We start from the raw sequence: 26,942 nt of genomic DNA, 5'->3' as shown, positions 1-26,942 counted from the left end.
CATACGGCGCATGCGGTTCGCTCAGCGTGTGATGCATGTCATATCAACATCGTTTCCCCAGCGTATGTGTACCTACCGGCGACGGCCCGGACGCGCTGGTCGCGTCGTCAAGTGTCCTGGATAGGATTTGTGGGTACCCCGTGGCTTTGCGCCATTGGCGGGGGATGGGGAAATCAAGGAGTGACACCTGATGAGTACTGTTCGCCGTTCCGCGCGTGGAGCCAGGCGTCGCCGTTCCGGCACCCTGTCTTTCGGGCAATTGCTCACCGCGGCGGTGGACTCGGCGGCGGACTCGATCGCGGTCCGGTACAACCCCACGGGGGACCCGGCCGACCAACGCGAACTCTCCTACCGGGAACTCGACGAGCGGTCCTCGCAGCTGGCGCGCGAGCTGATCGAGCGGGGAGTCGGCCCGGGTGACCTGGTCGCCATGGGCATCGCGCGCTCCGTGGAATTCGTGCTCTCGGTGTGGGCCATCGCCAAGACCGGCGCGGCCTACCTGCCGGTGGATCCGAACTATCCGGCCGACCGCATCGAGCACATCCTCACCGATTCGGGCGCGACCCTCGGTCTGACCACCTCCGCGCACCGCGGCTCGCTCGGCTCCTCGATCGACTGGATCGAACTGGACGATCCAGTGCGACGGGAGAGCATCGCGGCGCGGCCCGCGCATCCCATCTCCTACGCCGACCGGGTGCGGCCGCTGCACGAGCAGCACCTCGCCTACGTCATCTACACGTCGGGCTCCACCGGTAAGCCCAAGGGCGTGGCGATCACCCATGCCGGTGTCGGCGCGCTGGCGGCGCAGCGCGAGAGCCGTCAGGTGACCGGTGAGTCGCGGCTGACGAACCTGACCACGCCGAGCTTCGATTTCTCCATCGTGGAACTGCTGTACACCTTCTCGGCGGGTGCGACGCTGGTCGTGGTGCCGCCCACCGTCTTCGGCGGTGAGGAACTCGCCGAGCTGCTGCGGCGGGAGCGGATCACGCACCTGTGCATCACCCCGGCCGCGCTCGAATCGCTCGATCCGGCCGGGCTCGACGACCTGCGGGTCGTGATGAGCGGTGGCGAGCGCGTCAGCCCCACGCTGGTGGACCGCTGGGCGGTGCACGGCCGTGCCTTCCACATCGAGTACGGCCCCTCCGAGGCCACCGTCATCGCTACCGGTACCGACGCGCTGCGGCCCGGCGAGGGCACGCACATCGGCGCCGCGCTGCCGGGAATCGGCGCGTTCGTGCTGGATTCGCATCTGCGTCCGGTGCCGACGGGCGTGGTCGGCGAGCTCTATCTGACGGGTGCGGCGCTGGGACGCGGCTACCTGAACCGTCCCGACCTGACGGCAGAACGGTTCGTGGCCAACCCCTTCGGCGCGGAGCTCGAGCAGCCGGGCTCGCGGCTGTATCGCACCGGTGACCTGGTGCGACGTACCGAGGACGGCGTCTTCGAATACCAGGGCCGCACCGACTTCCAGGTCAAGATTCGCGGTCTGCGCATCGAACTCGGTGAGATCGACTCCGCGCTGACCGCGCATCCGGATGTGGATTTCGCTGTGACACTGGGCGTTACCCTGCCCACCGGCGCCGCCGCGCTGGTGGCGTACGTGCTGCCGCGATCCGGCGGCGAGGTCGATCCGGCGGCGCTCGCCTCCTTCGTCGGAGAATCGTTGCCCGCCTACATGGTTCCGGCCTCGATCATCGTGCTCGACGAGATCCCGCTGTCCCCGGCGGGCAAGCTGGACCGTGCTCGCCTGCCGGAACCGGTGTTCGCGGCACGCGAGTTCCGTGCGCCGTCCACCCCGGCCGAGACGGTCGTCGCGGAGATCTTCGCGGCGCTGCTCACCCCGCCCGGCGCGGACCCGCTCCGGGTCGGCGCGGACGACGACTTCTTCGAACTGGGCGGCAACTCGCTGCTCGCGACCCGGGCAGTGTCCCGGATCGGGACGGCGCTGGGCGTCCAGGTGCCGGTCCATGCCCTGTTCGACGTGGCCACGGTGGCGGCGCTGGCGCGCTACGCCGAGGCGCAGGAGACCGCCTCCGGTCCGGCGCTGCGACCCATGCCGCGCCCCGAACGCATTCCGCTGTCGTTCGCGCAGCAGCGCATGTGGTTCCTCAACCGCTTCGACCCGGCCAGCGCGATCAACAACATCCCGCTGGCCGTGCGGCTTTCCGGCGCGGTCGATCTGGCGGCGCTGCGTGCCGCCGCCGCGGATCTCGTCGAGCGGCACGAGGTGCTGCGCACCCGCTACCCCGAGGTGGACGGCGAGGGGTTCCAGGAGGTCCTGGCTGCCTCGGATCCCCTTGCGGGGCCGGATATCTCGGTCATCGATTGCGCCGAGAACGAGTTGGGGGGACGGATAGCCGCCGCCGTCGTCGCGGGCTTCGACGTCACGGCCGCGCCGCCCGTCCGGCTGCGCGTCCTGCGTCTGGACGACACCGAATACGTCCTCGTGTGCGTGGTGCACCACATCGCCGGTGACGGCGCTTCACTGGTCCCGCTGACCCGCGATCTCATGACGGCGTACGCGTCGCGCACGAATGATGTTGCGCCGCAGTGGAATACGCTCGAGATCCAGTACGCGGATTTCGCGCTGTGGCAGCGCGAGGCGCTCGGGTCCGAATCCGACGAGAGCTCGCTGCTCGCCCGTCAGATCGCGTACTGGCGCGATGAGCTGGCCGGTGTCCCGGAGCAGTTGGATCTGCCGTCGGACCGGCCGAGGCCCGCGACGGCGTCCGGGCGCGGTGCGACCTTCGACTTCGAGATCGACGCCGATCTACACGCCTCGCTGTCCGCTGTGGCGCAGCAGCACAATTCGACGCTGTTCATGGTGGTGCACGCGGCGCTGTCGGTGCTGCTCGCTCGGTTGTCGGGTACCGACGACATCGCCATCGGCACCCCGGTGGCCGGTCGCGGCGAAGCCGAACTGGACGATCTCATCGGCATGTTCGTCAATACCCTCGTGCTGCGCACCAGGGTGGATCCGGCGCTCGGCTTCGACGAACTGCTGCGCGAGGTGCGCCGCGCGGACATCGCCGCTTTCGCCCATGCCGACGTGCCGTTCGAGCGACTGGTGGAACTGCTCGAGCCCGCCCGTTCGGCGGCTCGGCACCCGTTGTTCCAGGTGATGCTGAGCTTCCAGAACCTCGCACCCACCGAACTGGAACTACCCGGACTGACCGTCACGGGTGTGGACATGGACGTGCCGCTGGCGAAGTTCGATCTGGACTTCACGGTGGCGCCGCGCGAGACCGACGGCAAGCCCGAGGGCATGTCGGCGTCCATCACCTACGCGGTGGACCTGTTCGACGAAACCACCGTGGCCCTGCTGGCGCGGCGGCTGCGGGACCTGCTCGTCGCCGTGGCGGCCACGCCGGAGCGTCCGATCGGCGACCTGGAACTTCTCGCCGACTCCGAACGCGAGCGAATGCTGGTGGGCTGGAACGACACTGGTCATCCGGTCGTCCCGGAACTGCTGTTGGACGGCTACCGCAGGGCGGTGGCGGCTCATCCGGACCGTGTCGCGGTGGCCTATGAGGGCAGTGAGCTCACCTACCGGGAATTCGACGAGCGGGTCAATCGCCTGGCTCGGGTGCTCATCGCCCAAGGGGTCGGTGCGGAATCGCTGGTCGGTCTGGCCGTTCGGCGTTCGCTGGATTTGGTCGTCGGGATGTACGCGATCGTGACGGCCGGTGGTGCGTACGTACCGCTGGATCCGGATCATCCGGCCGAGCGCATCGCGCACATCCTCGATACCGCGCGGCCCGCCTGCGTCCTGACCACGACCGCCGACGCCGTCGCGATGCCGGACGAAACGCCGGTGCTCTACCTGGACACCCTCGATACGGCCGTCGTCGACGCCGCTCCGGTACGGGCGGAGGAATTGCTGCGCCCCGTCCGCCCCGAGAACCCCGCGTACGTGATCTTCACGTCGGGCTCGACCGGTCGCCCCAAGGGCGTGGCGGTATCGCATGCCGCCATCCACAATCAGACCGAATGGATGCTGGCGCAGTACCCGCTCGGTCCTTCGGATGTGTACTTCCAGAAGACCGCCACCACCTTCGACGTCTCGCTGTGGGGCTATTTCATGCCGCTGCGGGCGGGCGCGAAACTGGTCGTGGCCACCCACGACGGTCACCGCGATCCGGCCTACATCGCCGAAACGATTGCCGCGCAAGGTGTTACTGTCACCGACTTCGTGCCGTCGATGTTGACGGTCTTCGCCGCGCACGTTCCGGCGGGCAGTGTGCCGACGCTGCGCGACATCTTCGTCATCGGTGAGGCGTTGCCGCCGGAGACGGTGGCCGCGGTGCATGCCATGTCCGCGGCTCGTGTGCACAACTTGTACGGCCCCACCGAGGCCGCGGTGTCGATCACCTATTGGCTCGCCGACGGCCGCGACACCCGTACCGTGCCGATCGGCTTGCCGCAGTGGAACAGCCGGGTGTACGTGCTGGATGCGCGCTTGCGCCCGGTTCCGGCCGGTGTCCCCGGTGAGCTGTACCTGGCCGGTGACCAGCTGGCGCGCGGCTATGTGCGCCGCCCGGATCTGACCGCGGATCGCTTCGTGGCCGACCCGTTCGGCGGCGGTGCGCGCATGTACCGCACCGGCGACCTTGTGGTGTGGCGGGCGCAGAGCGGCGACCTGTCTCCGCGGCTGGAGTACATCGGCCGCACCGATTTCCAGGTGAAGTTCCGCGGCCAGCGGATCGAGCTCGGCGAGATCGAAACCGCGTTGCTGGCACAGCCTTCGGTTTCCCAGGCCGCCGCGCTCGTGGTGGCCACGCCGCTGGGCGAGCAGCTGGTGGCGTATGCGGTGCCGACGCCGGGACAGGTCATCGATCAGGCCGAGCTGAGCGCCGCTATCGCGACAGTCCTTCCCGCCTATATGGTTCCGGCCGCCATCGTGGCACTCGCCGCGTTCCCACTGAACGCGAGCGGCAAACTGGATCGCAAAGCGCTGCCCGCACCGACCTTCGCGGCCCGTGCGTTCCGTGCTCCCGCGACACCGGTCGAGGAGGCCGTCGCGGACGTCTTCGCAGAGCTGCTGGGTGTGGAGCAGGTCGGTGCCGACGACGACTTCTTCGCTCTCGGCGGCAACTCGCTGCTGGCCACCCGCGTGGTGGCGCGCATCGGTGAGGCGCTCGGCGCGCGGGTCGCCGTGCGCGAGCTGTTCGAAGCCTCCACCGTGACCGCGCTCGCGGCCCGAATCGTGCCCGGCGCGGGTGACGACGCCCGGCCGCCCCTGGTCGCGGCGCCGCGCCCCGACCGTTTGCCGCTGTCGCTGGCCCAGCAGCGCATGTGGGTGATCAACCGCATCGACCCCGAATCGCCCGCCTACAACCTGCCTTTCGCCATTCGGCTCACCGGCGCGCTCGACGCCGCCGCGATGCGCGCGGCGGTCGCCGATGTGCTGGAACGACACGAGGCGCTGCGCACCCGCTTCCCCGCGGGTGACTCGGGCTCGCCGCACCAGGAGATCCTGTCGGTTGCCGACACGCTGCCCGGCGGACTGCCGGTGCACGACGGCGTCGCGAACGTCATGGAGGCCGTGGCCGCCATGATGGCGAGCGGTTTCGACGTCACCACCGCACCGCCGCTGCGCGTCGCGCTGTTCACCGATCCGGCCGTGGGCGACCACCTGCTGGTGCTCGTGGTGCACCACATCGCCGCCGACGGGTCCTCGCTGGCTCCGCTGGCGCGGGATCTGGTCACCGCCTACATCGCTCGCACCGCGGCCACCGCTCCAGCCTGGCAGCCGCTTTCGGTGCAGTACGCCGACTTCGCGCTGTGGCAGCACGCGGTGCTCGGCTCCTACGACGACGAGAACTCCGTCGCCGCACAGCAATTGGCGTACTGGCGGGAACAGCTGTCCGGGATCCCGGAGTTGCTTCCGCTGCCGCAGGACCGGCCGCGCCCCGCCGTCGCCTCGATGCGCGGCGCCGCGGTGGAATTCACGGTGCCCGCGCCGGTGCACTCGGGACTGGCCGATATCGCCCGCGAGCACAACTCGACCCTCTTCATGGTCGTGCACACCGCGCTGGCGGTGCTGCTGGCGCGCCTCTCGGCGACTTCCGACATCACCATCGGAACCCCGATCGCGGGTCGTGGTGAGCGGGCGTTGGACGAGCTCGTCGGCATGTTCGTCAACACACTCGCCCTGCGTACCGAGGTGGACCGCGCTGCCTCCTTCGACGCACTGGTGGAGCAGGTTCGCGATATCGACCTCAACGCCTTCGCGAACGCCGACGTTCCGTTCGAGAGGGTCGTGGAGGCGGTAGCTCCCGATCGCGCAGGCGCCCAACTGCTCCAGGTGATGCTGGCCTTCCAGAACACCGAACAGGCGAGCCTGGAACTGCCGGGCCTGACCGTCGCCGCCCTCGATACGGGCGAGGTCGCGGCCAAGTTCGACCTTCAGGTGAATGTCGAGCCCCGTCTCGGCGCCAACGGTGCTACGGGCGAATTGGCTGTCGTCTTCGCCTACGCCACCGACCTTTTCGACGAATCGACGGTCGGCGCTTTCGCCCGCCGCTTCGAACGCATCCTCACGGCCGTCGTCGCCGACCCGCGAATCGCGGTGGGCGACATCGACATTCTCGACGCCCAGGAGCGCCGTCCGGCTTCGGCCGCCGTCGCACCGAGTGTCCCGGTCGAATCCGCGCCGGTACGGCTGTTGCCTGAGCTGCTCGAGGCGGCCGTAGAGGAGAACCCGGACGGCGTGGCCGTGATCCTCGCCGACGCCACCGAAACCCTGGCCGAGATCGACTATGTCGAACTCGACGAGCAGTCGACCCGTTTGGCCCGACTGCTGATCGACCGCGGTGTCGGCCCGGAGACCACGGTGGCGGTGGGAATTCCGCGCTCGATCGAATCGGTGCTCGCGGTGTGGGCGGTCGCCAAGGCCGGAGCGGCCTTCGTACCGGTGGACCCGAACTACCCGGCCGACCGCGTCGCGCACATGGTCACGGATTCCGGTGCGGTACTAGGGCTCACCGTCGGCGCGGTGCGCGCCGACTTGCCCGAGGGCATCGACTGGATCGATATCGTTGCCGCCGACACCGGCGGCTATCCGGCCACACCGGTGACCGACGCCGATCGGGTGCGCCCGCTGCGCGCCGCGCACCCGGCCTACGTCATCTACACCTCCGGTTCCACCGGTAAGCCCAAGGGCGTAGTGGTCACCCAGTCCGGTCTGAGTAGCTTCTGCGCCGAGCAGCGGGAGCGCTACCGGGTCACCACCGGTTCGCGCACATTGCATTTCGCGTCGCCGTCTTTCGACGCCTCCGTGCTGGAACTGCTGCTCGCCGTGGGCGGCGCGGCCACCATGGTCGTCGTCACGCCCACCGTCTACGGCGGCGCGGATCTGGCCGCGCTGCTGCGCAGGGAGCGGGTGACGCACGCCTTCATCACGCCCGCTGCGCTGGCTTCGGTCGACCCGGAGGGGCTGGACCGGCTGCGCGTGGTGATCGCCGGTGGCGAGGCGTGCCCGCCGGAACTGGTGCGGCGCTGGGCGATTCCCGCAGGTCGCCGTACCAGGGAGTTCTTCAACGGGTACGGGCCCACCGAGACCACCATCATGACCAACATCAGCGCGCCGCTGACGCCGGGTGAACCGGTGACCATCGGCGCGCCGATCCGCGCGATCACCGAGTACGTGCTCGACGACCGGCTGCATCCGGTGCCCGACCGGATCGCGGGTGAGCTCTACATCTCCGGCGCGCAGCTGGCGCGCGGATACCACGAGCGGCCCGGCCTGACCGCCGCGCGCTTCGTCGCCGATCCGTTCGGACCGCCCGGCTCCCGTCTGTACCGCACCGGAGATCTGGTCCGTCGGCTCGTGGGTGGGGAGATCGATTACCTGGGGCGCAACGACTTCCAGGTGAAGATCCGCGGCTTCCGTATCGAACTCGGCGAGATCGACGCGGTGCTGGCCGGACACGACAGCGTCGACTTCGCGGTGACCATCGGGCACACCCTGGAGACCGGCGCGACCATTCTGGTGTCCTACGTCCATGCCGCGCCGGGTGCGCGGGCCGATGCCGACGAGCTCACCGAGCATGCCGCTGGCCGCCTGCCCGCCCATATGGTTCCGACCGTCGTCACGGTGCTGGACGAGATCCCGTTGACCCCCGTCGGCAAGCTGGATCGCGCCGCGCTGCCCGCACCTGTGCTGCGCGCCAAGGAATTCCGCGCTCCCAGCGGGGCGATGGAGGAACGGGTCGCGGCGGTCTTCACCGAAGCGCTGGGTCGCACCGAGCCGGTCGGCGCGGACGACGACTTCTTCGAACTCGGCGGCAATTCGCTCATCGCCACCCAGGTGATGGCGCGACTCGGCGCGGAGCTCGACGCCCGGGTGCCGGTGCGCCTGCTGTTCGAGGCCGCCACGGTGGCCGAGCTCGCGGCTCGCCTCGGTGAGCTGGCCGGCGCCGGTGATCGCAAGGCCTTGGTGGCCGGGCCGCGCCCGGAGCGCATTCCGCTGTCGCTGGCGCAGCAGCGCATGTGGTTCCTGAGCCAGTTCGACACCGACACCTCGGCCGCCTACAACGTGCCCGTCGCGGTGCGCCTGACCGGTGCCCTCGATATCGGCGCGTTGCGCGGCGCGCTCGCGGATCTGATCGCCCGCCACGAGATCCTGCGGACCGTCTACCCGCAGACCGAGGACGGGCCGGTGCAGGTGATCCTGCCGGTCGGCGAGGTGGCCATCGAACTTCCGCTGCACACCGTGGCCGCGGCGGACCTGGAATCGGCTGTGCTGGAGTTGTTCTCCACCACCTTCGACGTCACCGCCGAAGTGCCGCTGCGCGTCGCGATCTTCCGAATCGAGGACGCCGCCGACGAATACGTGCTCGCCATGGTGATCCACCACATCGCGGGCGACGGCTCTTCCTCGGGGCCGATGACCCGCGACCTCATGGTCGCCTACTCCGCGCGCGCCGCCGGACAGGAACCCGCGTGGGAGCCGCTGCCCGTGCAGTACGCCGACTACAGCATCTGGCAGCGCGAGCTGCTGGGCGACGAGAGTGATCCGGAGTCGCTGTCTGCCAAGCAGATCGGCTACTGGAAGCAGGCGCTGGCCGGACTGCCGGATCAGCTCGAACTGCCCACCGACCGTCCGCGCCCGGCCGCGCAATCCTTCCACGGCGGCAGTGTCGAGGTGCGGGTACCTGCCGAAATCCACGGTGCGCTCGTGGATTTGGCGCGCAAGCACAACGCCACCATGTTCATGGTCGTGCACGCCGCGCTGTCGGTGCTGCTTGCCCGGCTCTCGGGCACCGATGACATCACCGTCGGCACCCCGATCGCCGGACGCGGCGAACGCGAAATCGACGACCTCATCGGCATGTTCGTCAACACGGTCGTCTTCCGCACCCAGGTCGACGCGGGGGCGAGTTTCACCGCTCTGCTGACGCGGGTGCGCGAACAGGACCTCGAGGCTTTCGCCAACGCCGACGTGCCGTTCGAGCGTCTGGTGGAGGTGCTCAACCCGGTGCGCTCCACCGCGCGGCATCCGCTGTTCCAGGTGGGTCTGTCCTTCCAGAACCTGGCCGAATCCCACTTGGAACTGCCGGAACTCGCGGTGTCCGGGCTCGATATCTTCCCGGAGATCTCGCAGTTCGATCTGCACTGGGTCGTCTCGGACGGCTACGACGAGTCCGGCGCGCCGCGCGGTATCGGCGGCGCCGTCACCTACGCGTCCGCGCTGTTCGACCGGGATACGGTGCAGGGCTTCGTGGATCGGTTCACGCGGCTGCTGAAGGCCATTGTCGCGGCGCCCGACGCGCCGGTGGGTGAGCTGGAACTGCTTGCTCCGGACGAGCGTGTGCGCATCCTCGACCACTGGAACGACACGGTACAGGCCGTGGACACCTCCGCGACTCTGGCGTCGCTGCTGGCGGCGAGCGCCGCGGCGACACCGCACGCGGTGGCCTTGGCGGCGGACACGTCCGAGGGGACGCTCGCGCTGAGCTACGGCGAACTCGGGAATCGCGTCAACCGCCTGGCGCGGTATCTGATTTCGGTGGGCGTGGGGCCGGAGACGCGCGTGGCGTTGGCGTTGCGGCGTTCGGTGGATCTCGTGGTGGCCATGTACGCGGTGTCGGTCGCCGGTGGTGCGTACGTGCCGGTGGATCCGGATCAGCCCGCCGAGCGGACCGGGTACATCCTCGAGACCGCCGCGCCCGTGTGCGTGGTCACCGATACCGCGTCCGGCTTCGCGACCGATCTCGCGCCGGTCGTGCGCCTGGACGAGTTGTATCTGGGATCCTTTGCCGCTGAGCCGATTACGGATTCCGACCGGATCGCGCCGTTGCTTCCGTCGAATACCGCGTATGTGATCTTCACGTCGGGTTCGACGGGGCGGCCGAAGGGTGTGGCGGTGCCGCATTCGGCGGTCGTCAACCAGTTGCTCTGGAAGACCGCGGACTTCGGTTTGAGTTCGGATGACGCGGTGTTGCTGAAGACCGCGGCGACGTTCGACTTGTCGGTGTGGGAGTTCTGGTCGGCGGCCGTATCCGGTGGTCGTCTGGTGATCGCGTCCGTCGATGGGCATCGCGATCCCGGATACCTGAACGAGTTGATGGCGCGTGAGCGGGTGACGACGTTGCACGTGGTGCCGTCGATGCTGGATGCGTTGTTGGTCGAATCCGGTGGGGCGCTGGCTGGTTCGTTGCGGCGTGTGCTGGCGATCGGTGAGGCGTTGCCGTCGTCGGTGGCGCAGCGGTTCCGTGCGGCGAACCCGGACGCTCAGCTGTTCAACCTGTACGGCCCCACCGAGGCGGCGGTATCGATCACCTCGCATCTCGTCTCGGATGCGGATCAGAGTTCGGTGTCCATCGGTGCTCCCGAATGGAACAGCCGCGTGTACGTCCTCGATGCCCGGCTGCGGCCGGTGCCGGTAGGCGTATCCGGCGAGTTGTACCTCGCGGGTGCGCAGTTGGCACGCGGCTATTTCGCCCGCCCGGACCTCAGCGCGGATCGTTTCGTCGCGAATCCCTTCGAGGGCGACGGTTCCCGTATCTACCGCACGGGTGACCTCGTGGCCTGGACCGGTGACGGTGAGCTGGAATATCGGGGCCGTACGGACTTCCAGGTGAAGATTCGTGGTTTCCGTATCGAGTTGGGTGAGATCGAGGCGGCGTTGTTGGCGTTGCCGGAGGTCGCCCAGACCGCGGTGTTGGCCAAGTCCGATCAGCGCATGGGTGATCGGTTGGTTGCCTATCTGGTGCCTGGTGTCGCGGATGTCGATGTGGCGCAGGTGAAGTCGGCGTTGTCGGCGGCGTTGCCGTCGTACATGGTGCCGTCGGCGTTGGTGGTGTTGGACGCGCTGCCGTTGAACGTCAATGGCAAGCTGGATCGTAAGGCGTTGCCGGAGCCGGAGTTCGAGTCGACGGCTTTCCGCGCACCGTCGACTCCGATCGAGGAGATCGTGGCGGGCGTGTTCGCGGACGTGCTCGGCGGCGACCGGGTCGGCGCGGACGACGATTTCTTCGGTCTCGGCGGCAACTCGCTGCTGGCCACCCAGGTGGCCGCGCGCATCGGTGCGGCGCTGGATACGCGGGTGCCGGTGCGGGCGCTGTTCGAGGCCTCCACCGTGGCCGGGCTCGCCGTGCTGGTCGGCAAGCTGGCCGGTGCGGGCGGACGTCGCGCGTTGACGTCGGTCACTCGTCCGGAGTTCATTCCGTTGTCGCCCGCGCAGCAGCGCATGTGGTTCCTGAACCGGCTCGATGGTCATTCCGCGGCCTACAACGTCCCGGTGGCGGTGCGGTTGTCGGGTGCGCTCGATGTCGACGCCCTGCGTGCCGCGGTCGCGGATCTCATCGCCCGGCACGAGATCCTGCGCACCGTGTACCCGCAGACCGACCGTGGGCCCGTGCAGTCGATTCTGTCTCCGGGGCACTCGGTCCCCGAGTTGGCGGTACGTGTGGTGCCCGCCGACCAGATCGAGCGTGCGGTGCGGGAGCTGGGCGCCACCGTCTTCGACGTCACCGCCGAGGTGCCGCTGCGGGTCGAGTTGTTCCAGATCGACGGCGCGGCGGACGAATACGTGCTGGCGATGGTGGTCCACCACATCTCCGCCGACGGTTCGTCGGTGGCTCCGCTGACCCGCGATCTGATGGTCGCGTACGCGGCGCGGTCGGCGGGTGCGCAGCCGGGATGGGCTCCGTTGCCCGTGCAGTACGCGGATTACAGCGTCTGGCATCGCGAGCTGCTCGGCGACGAGCGCGATCCGGAATCGTTGTCGGCCAAGCAGTTCGGTTACTGGAAGCAGGCTCTGGCCGGACTTCCGGACCAGCTGGAGCTGCCGTCGGATCGGCCGCGTCCCGCGGTGCAGTCCTTCGCGGGCGAGCGCGTCGAGGTGCGAGTCGACGCCGAAACACACGCCGCGCTCACGGAATTGGCGCGCGCGCACAACGCGACCATCTTCATGGTGGTGCACGCCGCGCTGTCGGTGCTGTTGGCTCGGCTGTCGGGCACCGACGACATCGCCGTCGGCACACCGATCGCCGGGCGTGGTGAGCGTGAACTCGACGATCTGATCGGCATGTTCGCCAACACGTTGGTGCTGCGCACGCGGGTCGACGCGGCCGAGAGTTTCGTCGATCTGGTGGCACGGGTGCGGGAAGGCGACCTCCAGGCGTTCACCCACGCCGATGTGTCGTTCGAGCGGTTGGTGGAGGTGCTCAACCCCGCGCGTTCGATGGCGCGGCACCCGCTGTTCCAGGTGGGATTGTCGTTCCAGAACCTCGTGCGGTCCAGCCTGGAGCTGCCCGGCCTGACCGTGTCCGGTGTGGACGCGCTGGCCGATGTGTCGCAGTTCGATCTGCACTGGATCGTGGCCGATCACTATGACGAGTCGGGCGCGCCGTGCGGCATCGATGGCTCGGTCACCTACGCGACGGCCCTGTTCGAGCGCGAGACGGTGCAGGGTTTCGTGGATCGGTTCGTGCGACTGCTCGGCGAGATCGTCGCTGCGCCGACGGCGCCGGTCGGCGACATCGAGCTGCTGGCCGCGGCCGAGCGGGCCGAGCTGCTCACGGCTCGCAATGCGACCGCGCACCGGACCGACGCCGGGGCGACGTTGGCGTCGATGTTGGCGGCGACCGTCGCGGCCGAGCCGACCGCGGTGGCGCTGGTCGGGCCCTATGGCCCGTCCTTGACCTACGACGAGCTCGGTCGGCGGGTGAATCGCCTGGCGCGGCACCTGATTTCGCTGGGTGTGGGTCCGGAGCAGCGCGTCGCGCTGGCGTTGCGGCGTTCGGTGGACCTGGTCGTGGCGATGTACGCGGTGTCCGTCGCGGGCGGTGCGTATGTGCCGGTGGATCCGGATCAGCCCGCCGAGCGTACGGCCTACATTCTCGAGACGGCCGAGCCGGTGTGTGTGCTCACCAATGCCGCAGCGGACTTCGCCACCGAGGTAGCGCCGCTGATCTCGCTCGACGAGCTGGATCTGTCCGGTGTGTACGGCGGCGCGGTCACCGACTTCGAGCGGGTCGCGCGGTTGCGTTCGTCGAATACCGCGTATGTGATCTTCACGTCGGGTTCGACGGGGCGCCCGAAGGGCGTGGCGGTGCCGCATTCGGCGATCGTCAACCAGTTGCTCTGGAAGGCAGCGGAATTCGATCTCGACGTGGACGACGCGGTGTTGCTGAAGACCGCGGCGACGTTCGATCTGTCGGTGTGGGAGTTCTGGTCGGCCGCGGTGTCGGGTGGTCGTTTGGTGATCGCTTCGGCTGAGGGTCATCGTGATCCGAGCTATCTGAACGAGTTGATGGCTCGTGAGCGGGTGACGACGTTGCACGTGGTCCCGTCGATGCTGGATGCGTTGTTGGTCGAATCCGGTGGAGTGCTCCCTGATTCGTTGCGGCGTGTGCTGGCGATCGGTGAGGCGTTGCCGTCGTCGGTGGCGCAGCGATTCCGTGCGGCGAACCCGGACGTGCAGCTGTTCAATCTGTACGGTCCGACCGAGGCGGCCGTGTCGATCACGTCCCATCTGGTGACCGAGGCCGACACCGGTTCGGTGTCCATCGGCGCGCCCGAATGGAACAGCCGGGTCTATGTTCTCGATGGTCGGTTGCGACCGGTGCCGGACGGGGTTTCGGGTGAGCTCTATCTCGCGGGTGCTCAGCTGGCGCGCGGTTATTTCGGTCGCGCGGAGCTGACCGCGGATCGGTTCGTGGCAGACCCGTTCGCGGCGGGTGAGCGGATGTATCGCACCGGCGATCTGGTGGCCTGGCGCGGCGATGGAGAGCTGGAGTATCGGGGTCGTACGGACTTCCAGGTGAAGATTCGTGGTTTCCGTATCGAGTTGGGTGAGATCGAGGCGGCGTTGTTGGCGTTGCCGGAGGTCGCCCAGACTGCGGTGTTGGCCAAGTCCGATCAGCGCATGGGTGATCGGTTGGTTGCCTATCTGGTGCCTGGTGTCGCGGATGTCGATGTGGCGCAGGTGAAGTCGGCGTTGTCGGCGGCGTTGCCGTCGTACATGGTGCCGTCGGCGTTCGTGGTGTTGGACGCGCTGCCGTTGAACGTCAACGGCAAGCTGGACCGTAAAGCGTTGCCGGAGACGGAGTTCGCCGCTCGCGAATACCGCGCCCCGAGTACGCCGGTCGAGCACGCCGTCGTGGCCGCCTTCGCGGAAGTCCTCGGCATTGCGGAGGGTCTCGGCCTGGACGACAACTTCTTCGAGTCCGGCGGCAACTCGCTGTCCGCGACGACTCTCGTCGCTCGCCTCCGTGCGGACCTGGACCGTCCGGTCACGGTGATGGACATCTTCCTCGCGCCAACCCCGGCCGCCCTGGCCGACCGGTTGCGCCCCGCCGGTGGGATCGACACCACCACGGCGTTCGACATGCTGTTGCCGCTGCGCGGCGCCGGGACGCGCGAACCGCTGTTCTGCATCCACCCGGTCGGCGGCATCTCGTGGTCGTTCGCCGGGCTCGCGGCCCACATCCACCCCGACCGCCCGATCTTCGGTTTGCAGTCGCCCGCCTTGGCGGACGAGGACATGCCGGAGTCGGTGGAGGAGTGGGCGCGCCTGTACGTGAAGGAGATGCGCTCGGTCCAACCCGAGGGGCCGTACCACCTGCTCGGCTGGTCGCTCGGCGGCGTGCTCGCCCACGCCATCGCGGTGCAACTGCGCGACGAGGGGGAGTCGGTGGCGCTGCTCGTCATGCTGGACAGCCACCTGCCCGCCGCGACAGAGGCCCAGCCGATCGGCGGCACCGAGACGACCGTCACCGAATTGCTGGGTGGACTGCTCGGCGAGCACGCGGCCGACTTCGACGCGACCCTCGATGGGGACGGGCTCGGCGAAAGGCTGGCCGAACTGGGCGAACCATTCGCCTCCTTCGGCGCGGCCCGCCTCGACCGAGTCATCGACGCCGCGGTGCGATCCCTCGAGCTGAGCAGCGCCTACCGCCCCCGTCCCTATCGCGGTGAAGTCCTGTACTTCAACGCGGCCCAGGACGACCCGACCGCCACCCGCGGCCCCGCCAGCTGGCGCGACGCGGTGGACGGCCCGGTCCACGTCGAACAGGTCCCCGTCACCCACTGGCGAATGACGGCACCGGAAGCGCTGGCCGTCATCGGCCCGCGCCTCGCCGAACTCCTGGACTGACCCGAAGGTAGTCGCGCGGCGCCACCGCGCGACTACCAAAACGGGGCCAATCCGAACCGGCGGTCATCGGGCCGCAGTCCCAACATGCGATCGCCCTGCGCGGCCTGCCCCGCCCCGCACCGTCCATGCTGTTCCTCAGCCCATCAACCGGTAGACTCCCCGCCGTCCGGGTCGGACACACGACCATCTGGTCAGCCCTCGTAGCTCAGGGGATAGAGCACCGCTCTCCTAAAGCGGGTGTCGCAGGTTCGAATCCTGCCGAGGGCACCAACATGCGACAACGATTTCCTCAGGTCATCGGCTTCTTACTTCGTGATTCCGAGGAAGTCTCATCACGAAAGCCCCGGTCAGTCGCGTTCACCCTGTGGAGTGGTAGGGCACAGCGAACATGGAAACGCATCGGTCAACGGGACATCCGTACCCGATCGTCTCCAGGACGCCCACCGCCGCCCCTTGCGGCTTCGCCAATGGCCTGGGGTGTGATGCACTGTTCGCGGTCGGGGCTAGTCAGCTAGGGAATTATGAGCTACGTATTCGACGTCGATGACCAGACAGTATGGAGCCCGGCATTGCGGGTGGGCGAACTGTTCGTACGTATACACACCGATATTTGTTCGGTTTTGAACGTGGCAACTGGCCTAACGGCGATCGCCAGCGATATGTACGAGATAGACCTCGAAGTCTTCGAGAAGACCACGCTGGTCATCTTCAACGAATACTTCTCATCCCAAAACGCTGCTTTCAAGGCAATGCTGGGCGCGACACTTGGCCCGGCTGTGAACATCCTCAACTACTGCAAACGCCCGCTGACGCCAAAAACTAATGAAGAAAGTGCCTTCATCTCATGGGCAACCAGCCTTGGGATGCCGAGGTAGCGCTGGCCCGCCCAGATCATCGACGCCCTGCGGGGCTGATCCACCACGCCAACCTTGCCCGGGCCACGAAAGCCGACCCGATCGGACCCAAGGTCGCTGAAGCGATCGCTCGTTCCCCTCATCATCGCTGGCCAACCGTCACACCGAACGGTTCATTCTGCGGGCGAACAGCGTCGATCTCACAAGGTAGTCGAGCATGTCAGCTTCAGCGCGGAACCCGGAACAGATGTGCACGCCTCTGTCGTCCGAGTCCACGACTGAGGACCCGCGGAACGGAGCCACCGCCGCCGATTCGCGCGCTGCCCGAGGCCCGGCGGAAAGTGGGGTGGGACGTCTCGCGCTCCACCGCATCGATGTTGGTGGTATCGCGGCAGCCGCCGACTGCATCAATTTCGGCCCGAGGGCTGCGCGGCCTACCGGCCGGCATGAACGACGTCGCAAACCGCCGCCGACGTGCTCCTACTGTGGCCGGGCCGCCGCACCTGCTTGGGCCAGCATCTCCTCCACCCGCGCCCCCATCGCCCGCCCGGCCGAATGCAACGGCTCCGCCGATCGCAGCGTCCGGCTGAGCACGAAGGCGCCCTCGAGCGCGCTGAGGATCGCAAGGATCAGGTCGCGGGCCGCGCCGGTGTCGACGCCGCGGCGGACGAAGTAGTTCGTCCCTTTCTCGATCCAGAATCCGATGACCTCCGCCGCGACCTCGCGCAATTCCGGCTCGCTGTCGGCGATCTCGCCCGCGACGGTGCCGACGGGGCACATGTTGATCCAGTCGGTCTGCTCGATCTGTTCGGCGGCGGCGGTGAAGGCGGCGGGCACTGCTACGCGTAGGTCGTCGTAGGGGTCCATGAGCAGGGGGAGTAGCTGGATGTAGGCGGCGCCGGAGGTGCGCAGGGCGGCGGCGGCGATTTGCGGCTTGCCCGCGGGGAAGTGGTGGTAGAGCGAGCCCATCGGCGCGGCCGCTGCCACGGTGATCTGTTTGACGCTGGTCGCGCTGTAGCCGCGCGTGCGCATCAGTTCCGCCATGGCCGTGACCAGGCGGTCGCGGGTGCCTGTTGACATCTTCTCGGTCACCGTTCCAGACTAGAGCAAATACTCTAGAGCGATCGCTCGAATGGAGGAAACCGATGCCGACGGTCGATCTTCCCGCTGGTCAACTGCACTATGTGGAGCGCGGCGACGGGCCGCCGGTGGTGCTGCTGCACGGGCTGCTGATGAATCACACGGTCTGGGACTCGGTGCTCGACCGGCTGCCCGCGGGGTTTCGGTACGTGCTGCCGGACCTGCCGCTCGGCGCGCATCCGATTCCGCTGAAGCCTGGCGTCGACCTGAGTCTGCGCGGATTGAATCAGCTCATCGCGGACTTCCTCGCCGCGCTCGACCTGCGCGATGTGACCCTCGTGCACAGCGACTGGGGCGGCGGCCTGTTCCTCACCGCCTACGGCCTGGACGAGCGGGTCGGCAGGTTGATCGTGCTGCCGTGCGAGGCGTTCGACAACTTCCCGCCCGGCCTGCCCGGCAAGATGGCCGCCCTCGCGACCGCTGTTCCCGGCGGAATAACGCTGGCGCTGCGGCAATTACGCGTACCGTGGCTTCGCGCCTCGCCGCTGCTGTTCGGCTGGATGGCGCGCACTCCACTCTCCGACGAACTGGTGCGCGGCTGGACCGAGCCCGGCCTGCGCGACAAACGAATCCGCCGGGATCTGCTCGCCTACACCAAATCCGGCTTCCCGAAGCCCGAGCTCATCGCGAACACCGAAGCGCTGCGCAACTTTTCGGGCAACGCGCTCATCCTGTGGTCCTCGGCGGGCAAGGTGATGCCGCGCGAGCACGGCAGCCGTCTGGCCGAATTGATCCCGCGCGCCCGGCTGATCGAGATCGAGGACGCCTACGTGCTGTCGATGCTCGACCAACCCGATACGGTCCGCGCGGCCATCTCCGCATTCCTGACGGGCGACAGAGCCCAGCGCTGAACCACACCGCATAGCGGCCGAGGGGACACAGCGCAGCGAAAGCGAACGGCCCGAATCCGGCGCGGGTCGCAACCCGGGATTCACGGCGGGATGGACAACACTGGGCTCGTGGCCGCCCACCCGCCCGACGCCGAGCCGGGTCCCGAGGCATCGGAGCCCGCGGGCTCCGAGGTCGCGGCGCGCGAGGAGCCGGTTTCCACGCGAGACCGTGCCCGGATGCCCGCCTGGCTGCCGAGGGCGCTGGTGCTGGCCTTCCTCTTACTAGGGGCCTTCCAGCTGCTCGACTGGGCGGCGCACCGGCTGATCGGCTTGTTCCTCGTGCTGTTCGTGGCGTTCTTCGTCTCGCTGGCGATGGAACCCGCGGTGGACAGTCTGGACGCGCGCGGCATGTCCCGTGGACTCGGCACCGCGGTGGTGTTCGTGCTGGTGTTCCTGTTCGTCGCGGGGTTCGTCTTCGCGCTCGGAATCCTGTTGGTGGAGACCGTCCACGACCTGGTGATCGAGCTGCCGCGGCTGGTGGACGACCTGGTCGACTGGGTGAACCGCACCTTCGACCAGGACTTCACCCTCGACCAGCTCCGCGAACAGCTGACCAAGGACACCGACACCCTCACCGGTTACGCCGAGCGCGCGGCCAACCATGCCTGGGGCCTGTCCGCCACGATCGTCGGCGGGCTGGCCAAACTGCTGCTGATCGCTCTGTTCAGCATCTATCTCACCGCGGGAGGGCCGAGGCTGCGGCGGTCGCTGTGCTCGCTGCTGCCGCCGACCAGGCAGGACGCGGTGCTGCGCGCCTGGGATCTCGCCATCCAGAAGACGGGCGGCTATCTCTACTCCCGCGCGCTGCTCGCGGTGATCTCCGCGATCGCGCACGGCGTCTTCCTCGCGGTGCTCGGCGTGCCCAACGCGATCGCCATGGGCGTCTGGTTCGGCGTGGTCGCCTCGTTCGTGCCGACCGTCGGCACCTATCTCGCCGGGGTGCTTCCGGTGCTGGTCGCGCTCACGATCCGGCCGCTGGACGCGGTCTGGGTGATTCTGTTCGTCATCGTCTACCAGCAGTTCCAGGACTACGTGCTGCAACCGAAGCTCACCGCGCGCACCGTCGACGTCAACCCGGCCGTCGCCCTGCTCGCCGTGCTCGCGGGTGGAGCGTTGCTTGGCGCGATCGGTGCGCTGCTCGCCATCCCGGCCACCGCCACCGTGCAGTCCTTCGTGAGTCTGTACCTGAAACGCTATGAGGTCACGGAAGATCCGCGCATCGACCGCGCCCAGGCCAAACGCGCCCGTCGAGCCGGAGCCGATCCAGCGCCCTGACAGCCTTTTGCCCGCTTTCAGCGACTTGCACAGGCTCCGGTTACGGCGGTGAAGGTCGCCCTCGGCCAGTTCGTGGGGCGCGCAGGTCGGGTGAATGAAGGTCACTCCGGTCGGTTTGGCGGGATGAAGGGGCCTTCGGTCGGCTACGCGCCCATTCTCGACGCGGCACCAGCGCAAGGCTCGACCCGGTGGCGCGCAGCGAGACCGGGGTTCCTGACCGTGCGAGGCCTGGTTGGTGGCACGCAGCGAAGCCGGAATCCGATCGCGCGCGGGGGGCGGAACCTGTCGCTGTCAGCACGAAGCCCGGTTCCTCTGGCGCACAACGGAACCGGGCTTCGCGATCAACTCAGGACAGCGTGGTGACGGTCAGATCACCATCCGCGTACTGGGCCCGCAGGCGCTTCTTGTCGAACTTGCCGACGCTGGTCTTGGGCACCTCCGCGATGAACGTCCACCGCTCGGGCAGCTGCCACTTGGCGAACTTGTCGGCGAGGAAGTCGCGCAGCTCCTCGGCCTTGGCCTCGGTGCCTTCCTTCAGCACGATCGCGACCAGCGGCCGCTCGTCCCACTTCTCGTCCGGCACGCCGATGACGGCGGCCTCGGCGACGGACGGGTGGCCCATGACGGCGTTCTCCAAGTCCACCGAGGAGATCCACTCACCGCCGGACTTGATCACGTCCTTGGAGCGGTCCACCAGCGTGAGGTAGCCGTTCGGGCTGATCTTGCCGACGTCGCCGGTGCGCAGCCAGCCGTCGTCGAACTTGTCCGGGTCTATCACCCCGCCGTCGGGGGAGTAGTAGGAGGCGGTGATCCACGGACCGCGAACCTCCAACTCGCCCAGCGATTCTCCGTCGTTGGGCACCACGCTGCCGTCGTCGCCGACCAGCCGGGCCTGCACGCTGGCGGGGAAACGGCCCTGCGTGTAACGGAATTCCCACTCCTGCTCGCCGGTGACGCCCGCGGGCGGGTGCGCGACGCTACCCAGCGGCGAGGTCTCGGTCATGCCCCAGGCGTGCAGGATGCGCATGCCGTGCTGCTCCTGGAAGGCGCGCATCATCGACGGCGGCACCGCCGAACCGCCGACCACCGCGGTGCGCAGGTGCGAGATGTCCTGCGGCTTGGCGGCCAGACCCGCCAGCACGCCGCCCCAGATGGTCGGGACGGCCGCGGCGAAGGTCGGCTGCTGGTCGGCCATCATCTCCAGCAGCGGTCCCGGCTGCAGGAAACGGTCCGGCATCAGCACGTTCGCGCCCGACATCAGCGCCGCGTAGGGCAGGCCCCAGGCATTGGCGTGGAACAGCGGCACGATGGCGAGCACGTAGTCGGCTCCGGTGAAGCCCATGCCCATCGGGGAGCAGACCTGCATGGCGTGCAGCCAGTTGGAGCGGTGCGAGTACACGACGCCCTTCGGATCACCGGTGGTGCCCGAGGTGTAACACATTGCGGCGGCGGACTTCTCGTCGATCACCGGGAAGTCGAAGGTGTCGGGCTGGGCGGCGAGCAGCTCGGCGTAGGAGTGCACCTGCACGCCTTCGGGAGCCTGCAACGCGGACGCGTCGCCGTTGGCGACGATGACGTGGCGCACCGTCTTCAGGTTCGGCAGAAGCTGGGCGAACATCGGCACCAGGGTGCCGTCCACGATGACGACCTGGTCCTCGGCATGATTGGCCACGTAGACCACCTGCTCGGGGAACAGCCGGATGTTGAGCGCGTGCAGCACCGCGCCCATGGCGGGCACGGCGATGTAGGCGACCATGTGCTCGTTGTTGTTCCACATGAAGGTGCCGACCCGATCACCGACGCCGATGCCGAACCCGCGCAGCGCGTTCGCCAGCCGAGCCGCCTCGGCGCCCATCTCGCGGTAGGTCATCGTGCGCACGCCCGTGCCGGTCCAGGTGGACACGGTGCTGTCGCCTTGGAAGGTAGCGGCGTACTTCAGCAGCGTCGCGAGCGAGAGCGGCTCGTCCTGCATGGTGCTCAACATCGGGTACTCCTTATCCTCGTGGCCGGCATGAGCCACGTCACATCGGCGATGCTACCGAACCGTCGTCACACCGCGACCGGCCGTGACCGAAATCAAAAGCCGGGGCATATGCCCTCAGTTTTCCCAGGTCAGCGCGGCCGTCGAAAAGCGTGAGCTGTCAATGGATATGGGCCGGATACGCGTGTACCAAGGCGGTGTCGAGCTTCGGCACGGCGTGCGTGAGGGTGTGCTCGGCCTCGTGCGCGAGACGGTGCGCGTCGGCCAGGGTGATGGTCGGCTCGATGTCCAGTTCGACATCCGCGTGCAGCCGGTGCCCGATCCAGCGCATGCGCAGGCTGCGGATGCCCTCGACGCCGGGCTCGGCCGCGAGCGCCCGCTCCGCGCTCGCCACCAGGCTCGGTTCGACCCCGTCCATGAGCCGGTGGAAGACGTCGCGCGCCGCGGTGCGCAGCACGGCCAGGATGGCCAGCGTGATCAGCAGGCCGACGATCGGATCGGCGAGCGGGAAGCCCAGTGCCACACCGCCCGCGCCGAGTAGCACCGCCAGCGAGGTGAAACCGTCTGTGCGCGCGTGCAATCCGTCCGCGACGAGGGCCGCCGACCCGATGCGCCGCCCGACCCGGATGCGGTAGAGCGCCACGGTCTCGTTGCCGAGGAACCCGATCAGCCCGGCCAGCGCGACCCAGCCGAGGTGGTCGATCGGCACCGGATTGATCAGCCTGCGCACCGCCTCGTACCCGGCGATCAGCGCCGAGAGCGCGATCATCGCGACGACGAAGAGCCCGGCGAGGTCCTCGGCCCGGCCGAAGCCGTAGGTGTAGCGGCGGGTGGCCGCGCGCCTGCCGAGTGCGAACGCGATCCACAGCGGCACCGCGGTGAGCGCGTCGGAGAAGTTGTGAATGGTGTCGGCGGCCAGCGCCACCGACCCCGAGGCCGCGACGACGACCGCCTGGAGTGCGGCGGTGAGTCCGAGGACCACGAGGCTGAGCTTGACCGCGCGGATGCCGACCGCGCTGGCCTCGAGCGCGTCGTCGATGCTGTCGGCGGCGTCGTGGCTGTGCGGGACGAAGATCTCCCGGAGCGCGCCCCGAAGGCCGCCTACATGCCCATGGCCGTCCTCGTGCGTGTGGCCGTGCGCGTGCGTGTGGCCGCGCCGATGCCCGTGGCCTTGCTTGTGCCCGTGCTCGTCACCGTGGTCGTAACCGTTCTCGTTGCCGTGCTCGTGCTCGTGCTCGTGCTCGTGCTCGTGCTCGTGCTCGTGCTCGCGGTCGTGCTCGTGCTCGCGCCGGTGCTCGGGGCCGCCGTCGTGCTCGTGCTCATGGCCGTGCCCAGGCCCGTGCTCGTGCCCGTGGCGCTCGGCCTCACGGTTCTCGCCGGTGGCCGCCGACGAGATCTGTCCCGCTTGCCGTTTCGTATGAGTCACCGCGCCGCTCGATTCCGATTCGGCAGTTCGACCACCGCGCCGTCGCCGCGGTGGTGCGGCGGGATGCCGGGTCCGGCGTGCTCGGCGTTGTACACAGCGTCCACCACCAGCTGGCGGACGTGCTCGTTCTCCAAGCTGTAGAAGATCGTGGTGCCCGCCCGCCTCGGCCGCACCAGCCGGGCCATCCGCAGCTTCGCCAGGTGCTGCGAGACCGACGGCGCGGGCTTGCCGACCGCGCCCGCCAGGTCGTTCACCGACAGCTCGCGATCGACCAGCGCCCACAGTAGCTGCACGCGGGTCGGCTCGGCCAGCATCCGGAACACCTCGACGACCAGCCCAACCTGGTCCTCTGCGAGCGGCAACCGCGGTTGGTCGCTATCTGCATTCATACGCAGATAATAGAACAGCATGTCCCCAGCGGCCATGGACAACGTGGCCGAAAATGTCGATTAGGTGACCGCTGATGCCTCGGTGGCGGACGTCGCCCGCTTTACCCTCGAAGCATGTCAACGCCGTCCATCATCATCATCGGGGCCGGGTTCGCGGGGCTCGGCATGGCGCTCGAGCTGCGGCGCGCCGGGCTGGAGAACTTCACCATCCTGGAACGGGCCGCCGATCTCGGTGGGGTCTGGCGGGAGAACACCTATCCGGGCGCCGCCTGCGATGTGCCCTCACCGCTGTATTCGTGGTCCTCCGAGCCCAAATCCGATTGGCCGCGGCGCTTTTCCGAACAGCGCGACATCCACGACTACATGCGCGGCGTCGCGCGCAAGCACGACCTGGCCCGCTACATCCGTTTCGGCACCGAGGTCACCGACGCCGAATTCGACGAGGGCACCGCCCGTTGGCGGGTCACCACCGCGGACGGCGCGGAGCTGAGTGCCGACGTCCTGATTCCCGCGGTCGGCCAGCTGTCCCGGCCCGCGCTGCCGAACCTGCCCGGCATCGACACCTTCACCGGCGTGGCCTTCCACTCCGCCGAGTGGAACCACGAGGTCGACCTGACCGGCAAGCGGGTGGCTTGCATCGGCACCGGAGCCAGTGCGATTCAATACATTCCGCGCATCCAGCCGAAGGTCGAGCACCTCACGCTCTTTCAGCGATCCGCGGCCTGGGTGCTGCCCAAGCCGGATGTCGAGTACAACGGGCTGCACCACGCGCTGTTCAAGTACTTTCCGCCGAGCCGGTGGGCCGAGCGGTTCGCGATCTGGTCGTTCTTCGAGGTGCTCGCACTCGCGCTGACCGACATCCCGGCCATCAAGTCCCCGGTGATCGCGCTGGCCGACCGGCACCGCGAAAAGCAGGTCCCCGACCCGGAATTGCGCGCGAAGCTGACCCCCGATTACGCGGCGGGCTGCAAGCGCGGCCTGTTCTCCAACGAGTACTTTCCCGCGCTCGCCCAGCCGAATGTCACGGTGGAGACTACGGCGATCGAGGCCGTCACGCCGACCGGCATCCGCACCGCCGACGGCGTCGAGCACCTGGTCGACGTGATCGTCTACGGCACCGGTTTCAAGGGCACCGAGTTCCTTGCCCCCATGAACATCTACGGCCTCGGCGGCCGCAAGCTCGCCGATGTCTGGGGTGACGCGGGAGCCCGTGCGTACCTGGGCCTTTCGGTCCCGAACTTCCCGAACATGTTCATGATGTACGGGCCGAACACCAATGTCGGCTCCGGCTCGATCATCTACATGCTGGAGTCGCAGGCCCGCTACATCCGGCAGGTCGTGGAATATCTGGCCGAGCATCCCGGCCGCTTCCTCGCCGCCAGCGCGCAGGTCGAACAGCGGTGGGACGACTGGCTGCAGCGGCGGCTGAAGGACACCCCGTGGAACTTCTGCTCCAGCTGGTACCGCAACGCGGCGGGGCGCATCACCAACAACTGGCCCGGGGCGACGGTCCTGTATCGCTGGAAGACAAGGACTTTCGAGCCGTCCGACTACGACGAGGCTCGGGTCGGCGTCTGAACGCGAAACGCCCCCGTTCGGTCGTCCTCCTGCACCGACCGAGCGGGGGCGAATCCCCTTGTCCGACGGGCGCTGTCGGCCCCAACCGCCGACAGCGCCACGTCTCCAGGCGTTCCTCCGATCCCGCCGTGCGCGCGTCACGGAGGACTGCCCCGAGCAACACCTCAGCAGTTGCGCAGCTCCGGGCTCTGGTTGAGTAGCTGCGCCCTGGTGCCGATGAAGGTGCGGTAGGTCTCGCCGCCCACCGCCGCGATCGGGAAGGCCGCCACCCGGTGGCAGTTCTGGAAGGCGAGTTTCACGCCGAAGTGCCGCTCCAGGCCGCCGCGGATGGCGTCCGAGGCCAGGGCGCGCAGCAGCTGACCCCGGGCCACCTCGTCCGGCGGCGGGACCACGTTGTCGGCGAATTCGGCCGTGCCCGACTTCAATTCACCGGCCACCCGGCTCACGACTTCCCAGGCGTAGGGCAGCGAGTTCCGGACACATTCGACGAATTCGGCGTCGTCGACTTCGCCACGCTCGGCGCGTTCGAGCAGTGCGGCGGGAACATCGAGGGACATAGCGCTCTCCTCCTTGGGAAGGGGTGGATGGCGGTGCGATGCCCCTGAAGTCTAATCGAAAGTGGTTGTCAACAATCCTGGATTCGCCGCGAAAGTGCCGAGTTCAGTGCGGTTTTCGTCGCGGCGGCCAGCTCGGCGATCAGTTCGCGGGCGGGTAGCTCCGGCGTCAGCGCTTGGGTTTGGCCAGCCCACAGGTTCACTTCCTCGGGGTTGCCCGCGGCGCGAGCGGCGGCCCGCAACGGCCCTGTCGCGTAGTGGATTTCCGGATACGCGGCGGGCGCCGTCGCGCTGTGCGAGTCCATGAACTCGTTGCGCAGGCCGCGGGCGCGCCGTCCGGTGAACGCGCGGGTCAGCATGGTCGCGGCGGTGCTCGGCAGTGCGGCGCGATGCACCGGGTTGGTGCCCGCCTCGGGGCAGCGCAGGAAGACGGTGCCGAGCTGCGCGGCCGACGCGCCCGCGGTGAGCGCGGCGGCGATGCCCGCGCCGGTCGCGATGCCGCCCGCGGCGACGATCGGCAGGTCCACCGCGGCGGTGAGCAGTTGTAGCAGGGCGAGCAGGCCGAGCGGATCGGCGGCGTCGTCGGCGACCCGGTCGACGAAGGTGGCGCGGTGTCCGCCCGCCTCGGCGCCCTGGGCGATCAGCACGTCGGCGCCCGCGGCCACCGCGGTCTCGGCCTCGGCGACCGAGGTGACGGTCACCCAGACCTCCGAGCCCACCGCGTGCAGCCGGTTCACCTCGGCGGCGGTGGGGCAGCCGAAGGTGCAGGTGACGGCCGCGACCGGCGACTCGACGAGCAGGTCCAGCTTGGCGTCCCAGTCGTCGGTGTCGTGCTTCGCCGCGCCGAGCTCGTGGCCGGCGCCGAGTTCGGCGAGGTAGTCCGCGTACTCGGCGGGCGGGGTCGGCGGTCCCGGCGCGAAAAGGTTCACGCCGAGCGGCGCGTCGGTCAGGGTGCGAGTCGCGGCGATCCGGGCAGCGGTGTCGGCCGCGCTCAGGTAACCGGCGGCCAGCACGCCGAGTCCGCCCGCTTCCGCGACCGCGGCGGTCAGCTCGGGGGTGGACGGGCCGCCCGCCATCGGGGCGAGCACTATCGGGACGCGCAATTCGTCGATGATCACGGTCCAAGTCTCGCCCATCGAGACCTGTGATCCAGCCCTCACCTGCGACTTCGCGATCGAAGGTTGCGGAATGGTCACGACAGGGTAGAGTTCCCGTCACAACGGATGCCGAAACGTTACAAACTTCGGT

11 protein-coding genes and 1 tRNA gene are annotated in these 26,942 nt (G+C 68.6%); 6 read left to right on the top strand and 6 right to left on the bottom strand.

Annotated features, from left to right (window positions below; translation table 11 throughout):
* Positions 1-190 precede the first annotated feature (190 nt).
* The 3 genes from AB0H49_RS01825 (at position 191) to AB0H49_RS01815 (ending at position 16,482) form a co-directional block, all read left to right on the top strand.
* Positions 191-15,607: a non-ribosomal peptide synthase/polyketide synthase gene (locus AB0H49_RS01825; protein ID WP_357246058.1), complete on the top strand. Its 15,417-nt coding sequence runs from the start codon at positions 191-193 to the stop codon at positions 15,605-15,607.
* 194 nt (positions 15,608-15,801) lie between these two features.
* Positions 15,802-15,877 (top strand) — tRNA-Arg (locus tag AB0H49_RS01820).
* Positions 15,878-16,128: 251 nt separating this feature from the next.
* Positions 16,129-16,482, top strand: a complete 354-nt coding sequence (locus AB0H49_RS01815) for a DUF6086 family protein (protein ID WP_357246055.1) — start codon at positions 16,129-16,131, stop codon at positions 16,480-16,482.
* A 459-nt stretch (positions 16,483-16,941) separates the two neighbouring features.
* On the opposite strand, the gene AB0H49_RS01810 is transcribed toward AB0H49_RS01815, so the two are convergent.
* Positions 16,942-17,553 (bottom strand): TetR/AcrR family transcriptional regulator, encoded by a 612-nt coding sequence (locus AB0H49_RS01810; RefSeq protein WP_357246053.1) that lies wholly within the window; start codon positions 17,551-17,553, stop codon positions 16,942-16,944.
* A 53-nt stretch (positions 17,554-17,606) separates the two neighbouring features.
* Between AB0H49_RS01810 and AB0H49_RS01805 the strand changes: the two genes are divergently transcribed.
* Both AB0H49_RS01805 and AB0H49_RS01800 read left to right on the top strand, forming a co-directional pair.
* Positions 17,607-18,452 carry an alpha/beta hydrolase gene (locus AB0H49_RS01805; protein ID WP_357246050.1) on the top strand — a complete coding sequence of 282 codons (846 nt, stop codon included), beginning with the start codon at positions 17,607-17,609 and terminating at the stop codon, positions 18,450-18,452.
* Between the two features lie 108 nt (positions 18,453-18,560).
* Complete coding sequence (locus AB0H49_RS01800; RefSeq protein WP_357246047.1) at positions 18,561-19,766, top strand: AI-2E family transporter; 1,206 nt, start codon at positions 18,561-18,563, stop codon at positions 19,764-19,766.
* 346 nt (positions 19,767-20,112) lie between these two features.
* Here AB0H49_RS01800 and AB0H49_RS01795 read toward each other — a convergent pair whose 3' ends face one another.
* The 3 genes from AB0H49_RS01795 to AB0H49_RS01785 form a co-directional block, all read right to left on the bottom strand.
* Entirely contained in the window at positions 20,113-21,750 is a 1,638-nt protein-coding gene (locus tag AB0H49_RS01795) for a long-chain fatty acid--CoA ligase (protein ID WP_355000204.1), read from the bottom strand.
* Between the two features lie 157 nt (positions 21,751-21,907).
* A complete protein-coding gene (locus tag AB0H49_RS01790; protein ID WP_357246043.1) occupies positions 21,908-23,173 on the bottom strand; it encodes a cation diffusion facilitator family transporter in 1,266 nt (421 codons plus the stop codon).
* Positions 23,170-23,562: a metalloregulator ArsR/SmtB family transcription factor gene (locus tag AB0H49_RS01785; RefSeq protein ID WP_355000202.1), complete on the bottom strand. Its 393-nt coding sequence runs from the start codon at positions 23,560-23,562 to the stop codon at positions 23,170-23,172. The genes AB0H49_RS01790 and AB0H49_RS01785 overlap by 4 nt, the downstream gene beginning before the upstream one ends.
* 114 nt (positions 23,563-23,676) lie before the next feature.
* On the opposite strand from AB0H49_RS01785, the gene AB0H49_RS01780 reads away from it, so the two are divergent.
* On the top strand, positions 23,677-25,140 hold the full coding sequence (locus AB0H49_RS01780; protein ID WP_357246039.1) for an NAD(P)/FAD-dependent oxidoreductase: 1,464 nt from the start codon (positions 23,677-23,679) through the stop codon (positions 25,138-25,140).
* Positions 25,141-25,304: 164 nt separating this feature from the next.
* Here AB0H49_RS01780 and AB0H49_RS01775 read toward each other — a convergent pair whose 3' ends face one another.
* A complete protein-coding gene (locus AB0H49_RS01775) occupies positions 25,305-25,697 on the bottom strand; it encodes an SCO5389 family protein (protein WP_355000200.1) in 393 nt (130 codons plus the stop codon).
* Between the two features lie 68 nt (positions 25,698-25,765).
* Positions 25,766-26,830, bottom strand: coding sequence for a nitronate monooxygenase (locus tag AB0H49_RS01770; RefSeq protein ID WP_357246036.1), 1,065 nt, complete (start codon positions 26,828-26,830; stop codon positions 25,766-25,768).
* Between the last annotated feature and the right edge of the window lie 112 nt (positions 26,831-26,942).

The organism is Nocardia sp. NPDC050713, from assembly GCF_040654315.1.
Classification (GTDB): domain Bacteria; phylum Actinomycetota; class Actinomycetes; order Mycobacteriales; family Mycobacteriaceae; genus Nocardia.
This window is presented reverse-complemented; position numbering and strand designations above follow the sequence as displayed.

Excerpts from the sequence above, each read along its gene's own strand:
- AB0H49_RS01825 (WP_357246058.1), top strand. The coding sequence starts at position 191 with ATGAGTACTGTTCGCCGTTCCGCGCGTGGAGCCAGGCGTCGCCGTTCC.
- AB0H49_RS01815 (WP_357246055.1), top strand. The coding sequence starts at position 16,129 with ATGAGCTACGTATTCGACGTCGATGACCAGACAGTATGGAGCCCGGCA.
- AB0H49_RS01805 (WP_357246050.1), top strand. The coding sequence starts at position 17,607 with ATGCCGACGGTCGATCTTCCCGCTGGTCAACTGCACTATGTGGAGCGC.
- AB0H49_RS01795 (WP_355000204.1), bottom strand. The coding sequence starts at position 21,750 with ATGTTGAGCACCATGCAGGACGAGCCGCTCTCGCTCGCGACGCTGCTG.
- AB0H49_RS01785 (WP_355000202.1), bottom strand. The coding sequence starts at position 23,562 with ATGAATGCAGATAGCGACCAACCGCGGTTGCCGCTCGCAGAGGACCAG.
- AB0H49_RS01780 (WP_357246039.1), top strand. The coding sequence starts at position 23,677 with ATGTCAACGCCGTCCATCATCATCATCGGGGCCGGGTTCGCGGGGCTC.
- AB0H49_RS01775 (WP_355000200.1), bottom strand. The coding sequence starts at position 25,697 with ATGTCCCTCGATGTTCCCGCCGCACTGCTCGAACGCGCCGAGCGTGGC.
- AB0H49_RS01770 (WP_357246036.1), bottom strand. The coding sequence starts at position 26,830 with ATGGGCGAGACTTGGACCGTGATCATCGACGAATTGCGCGTCCCGATA.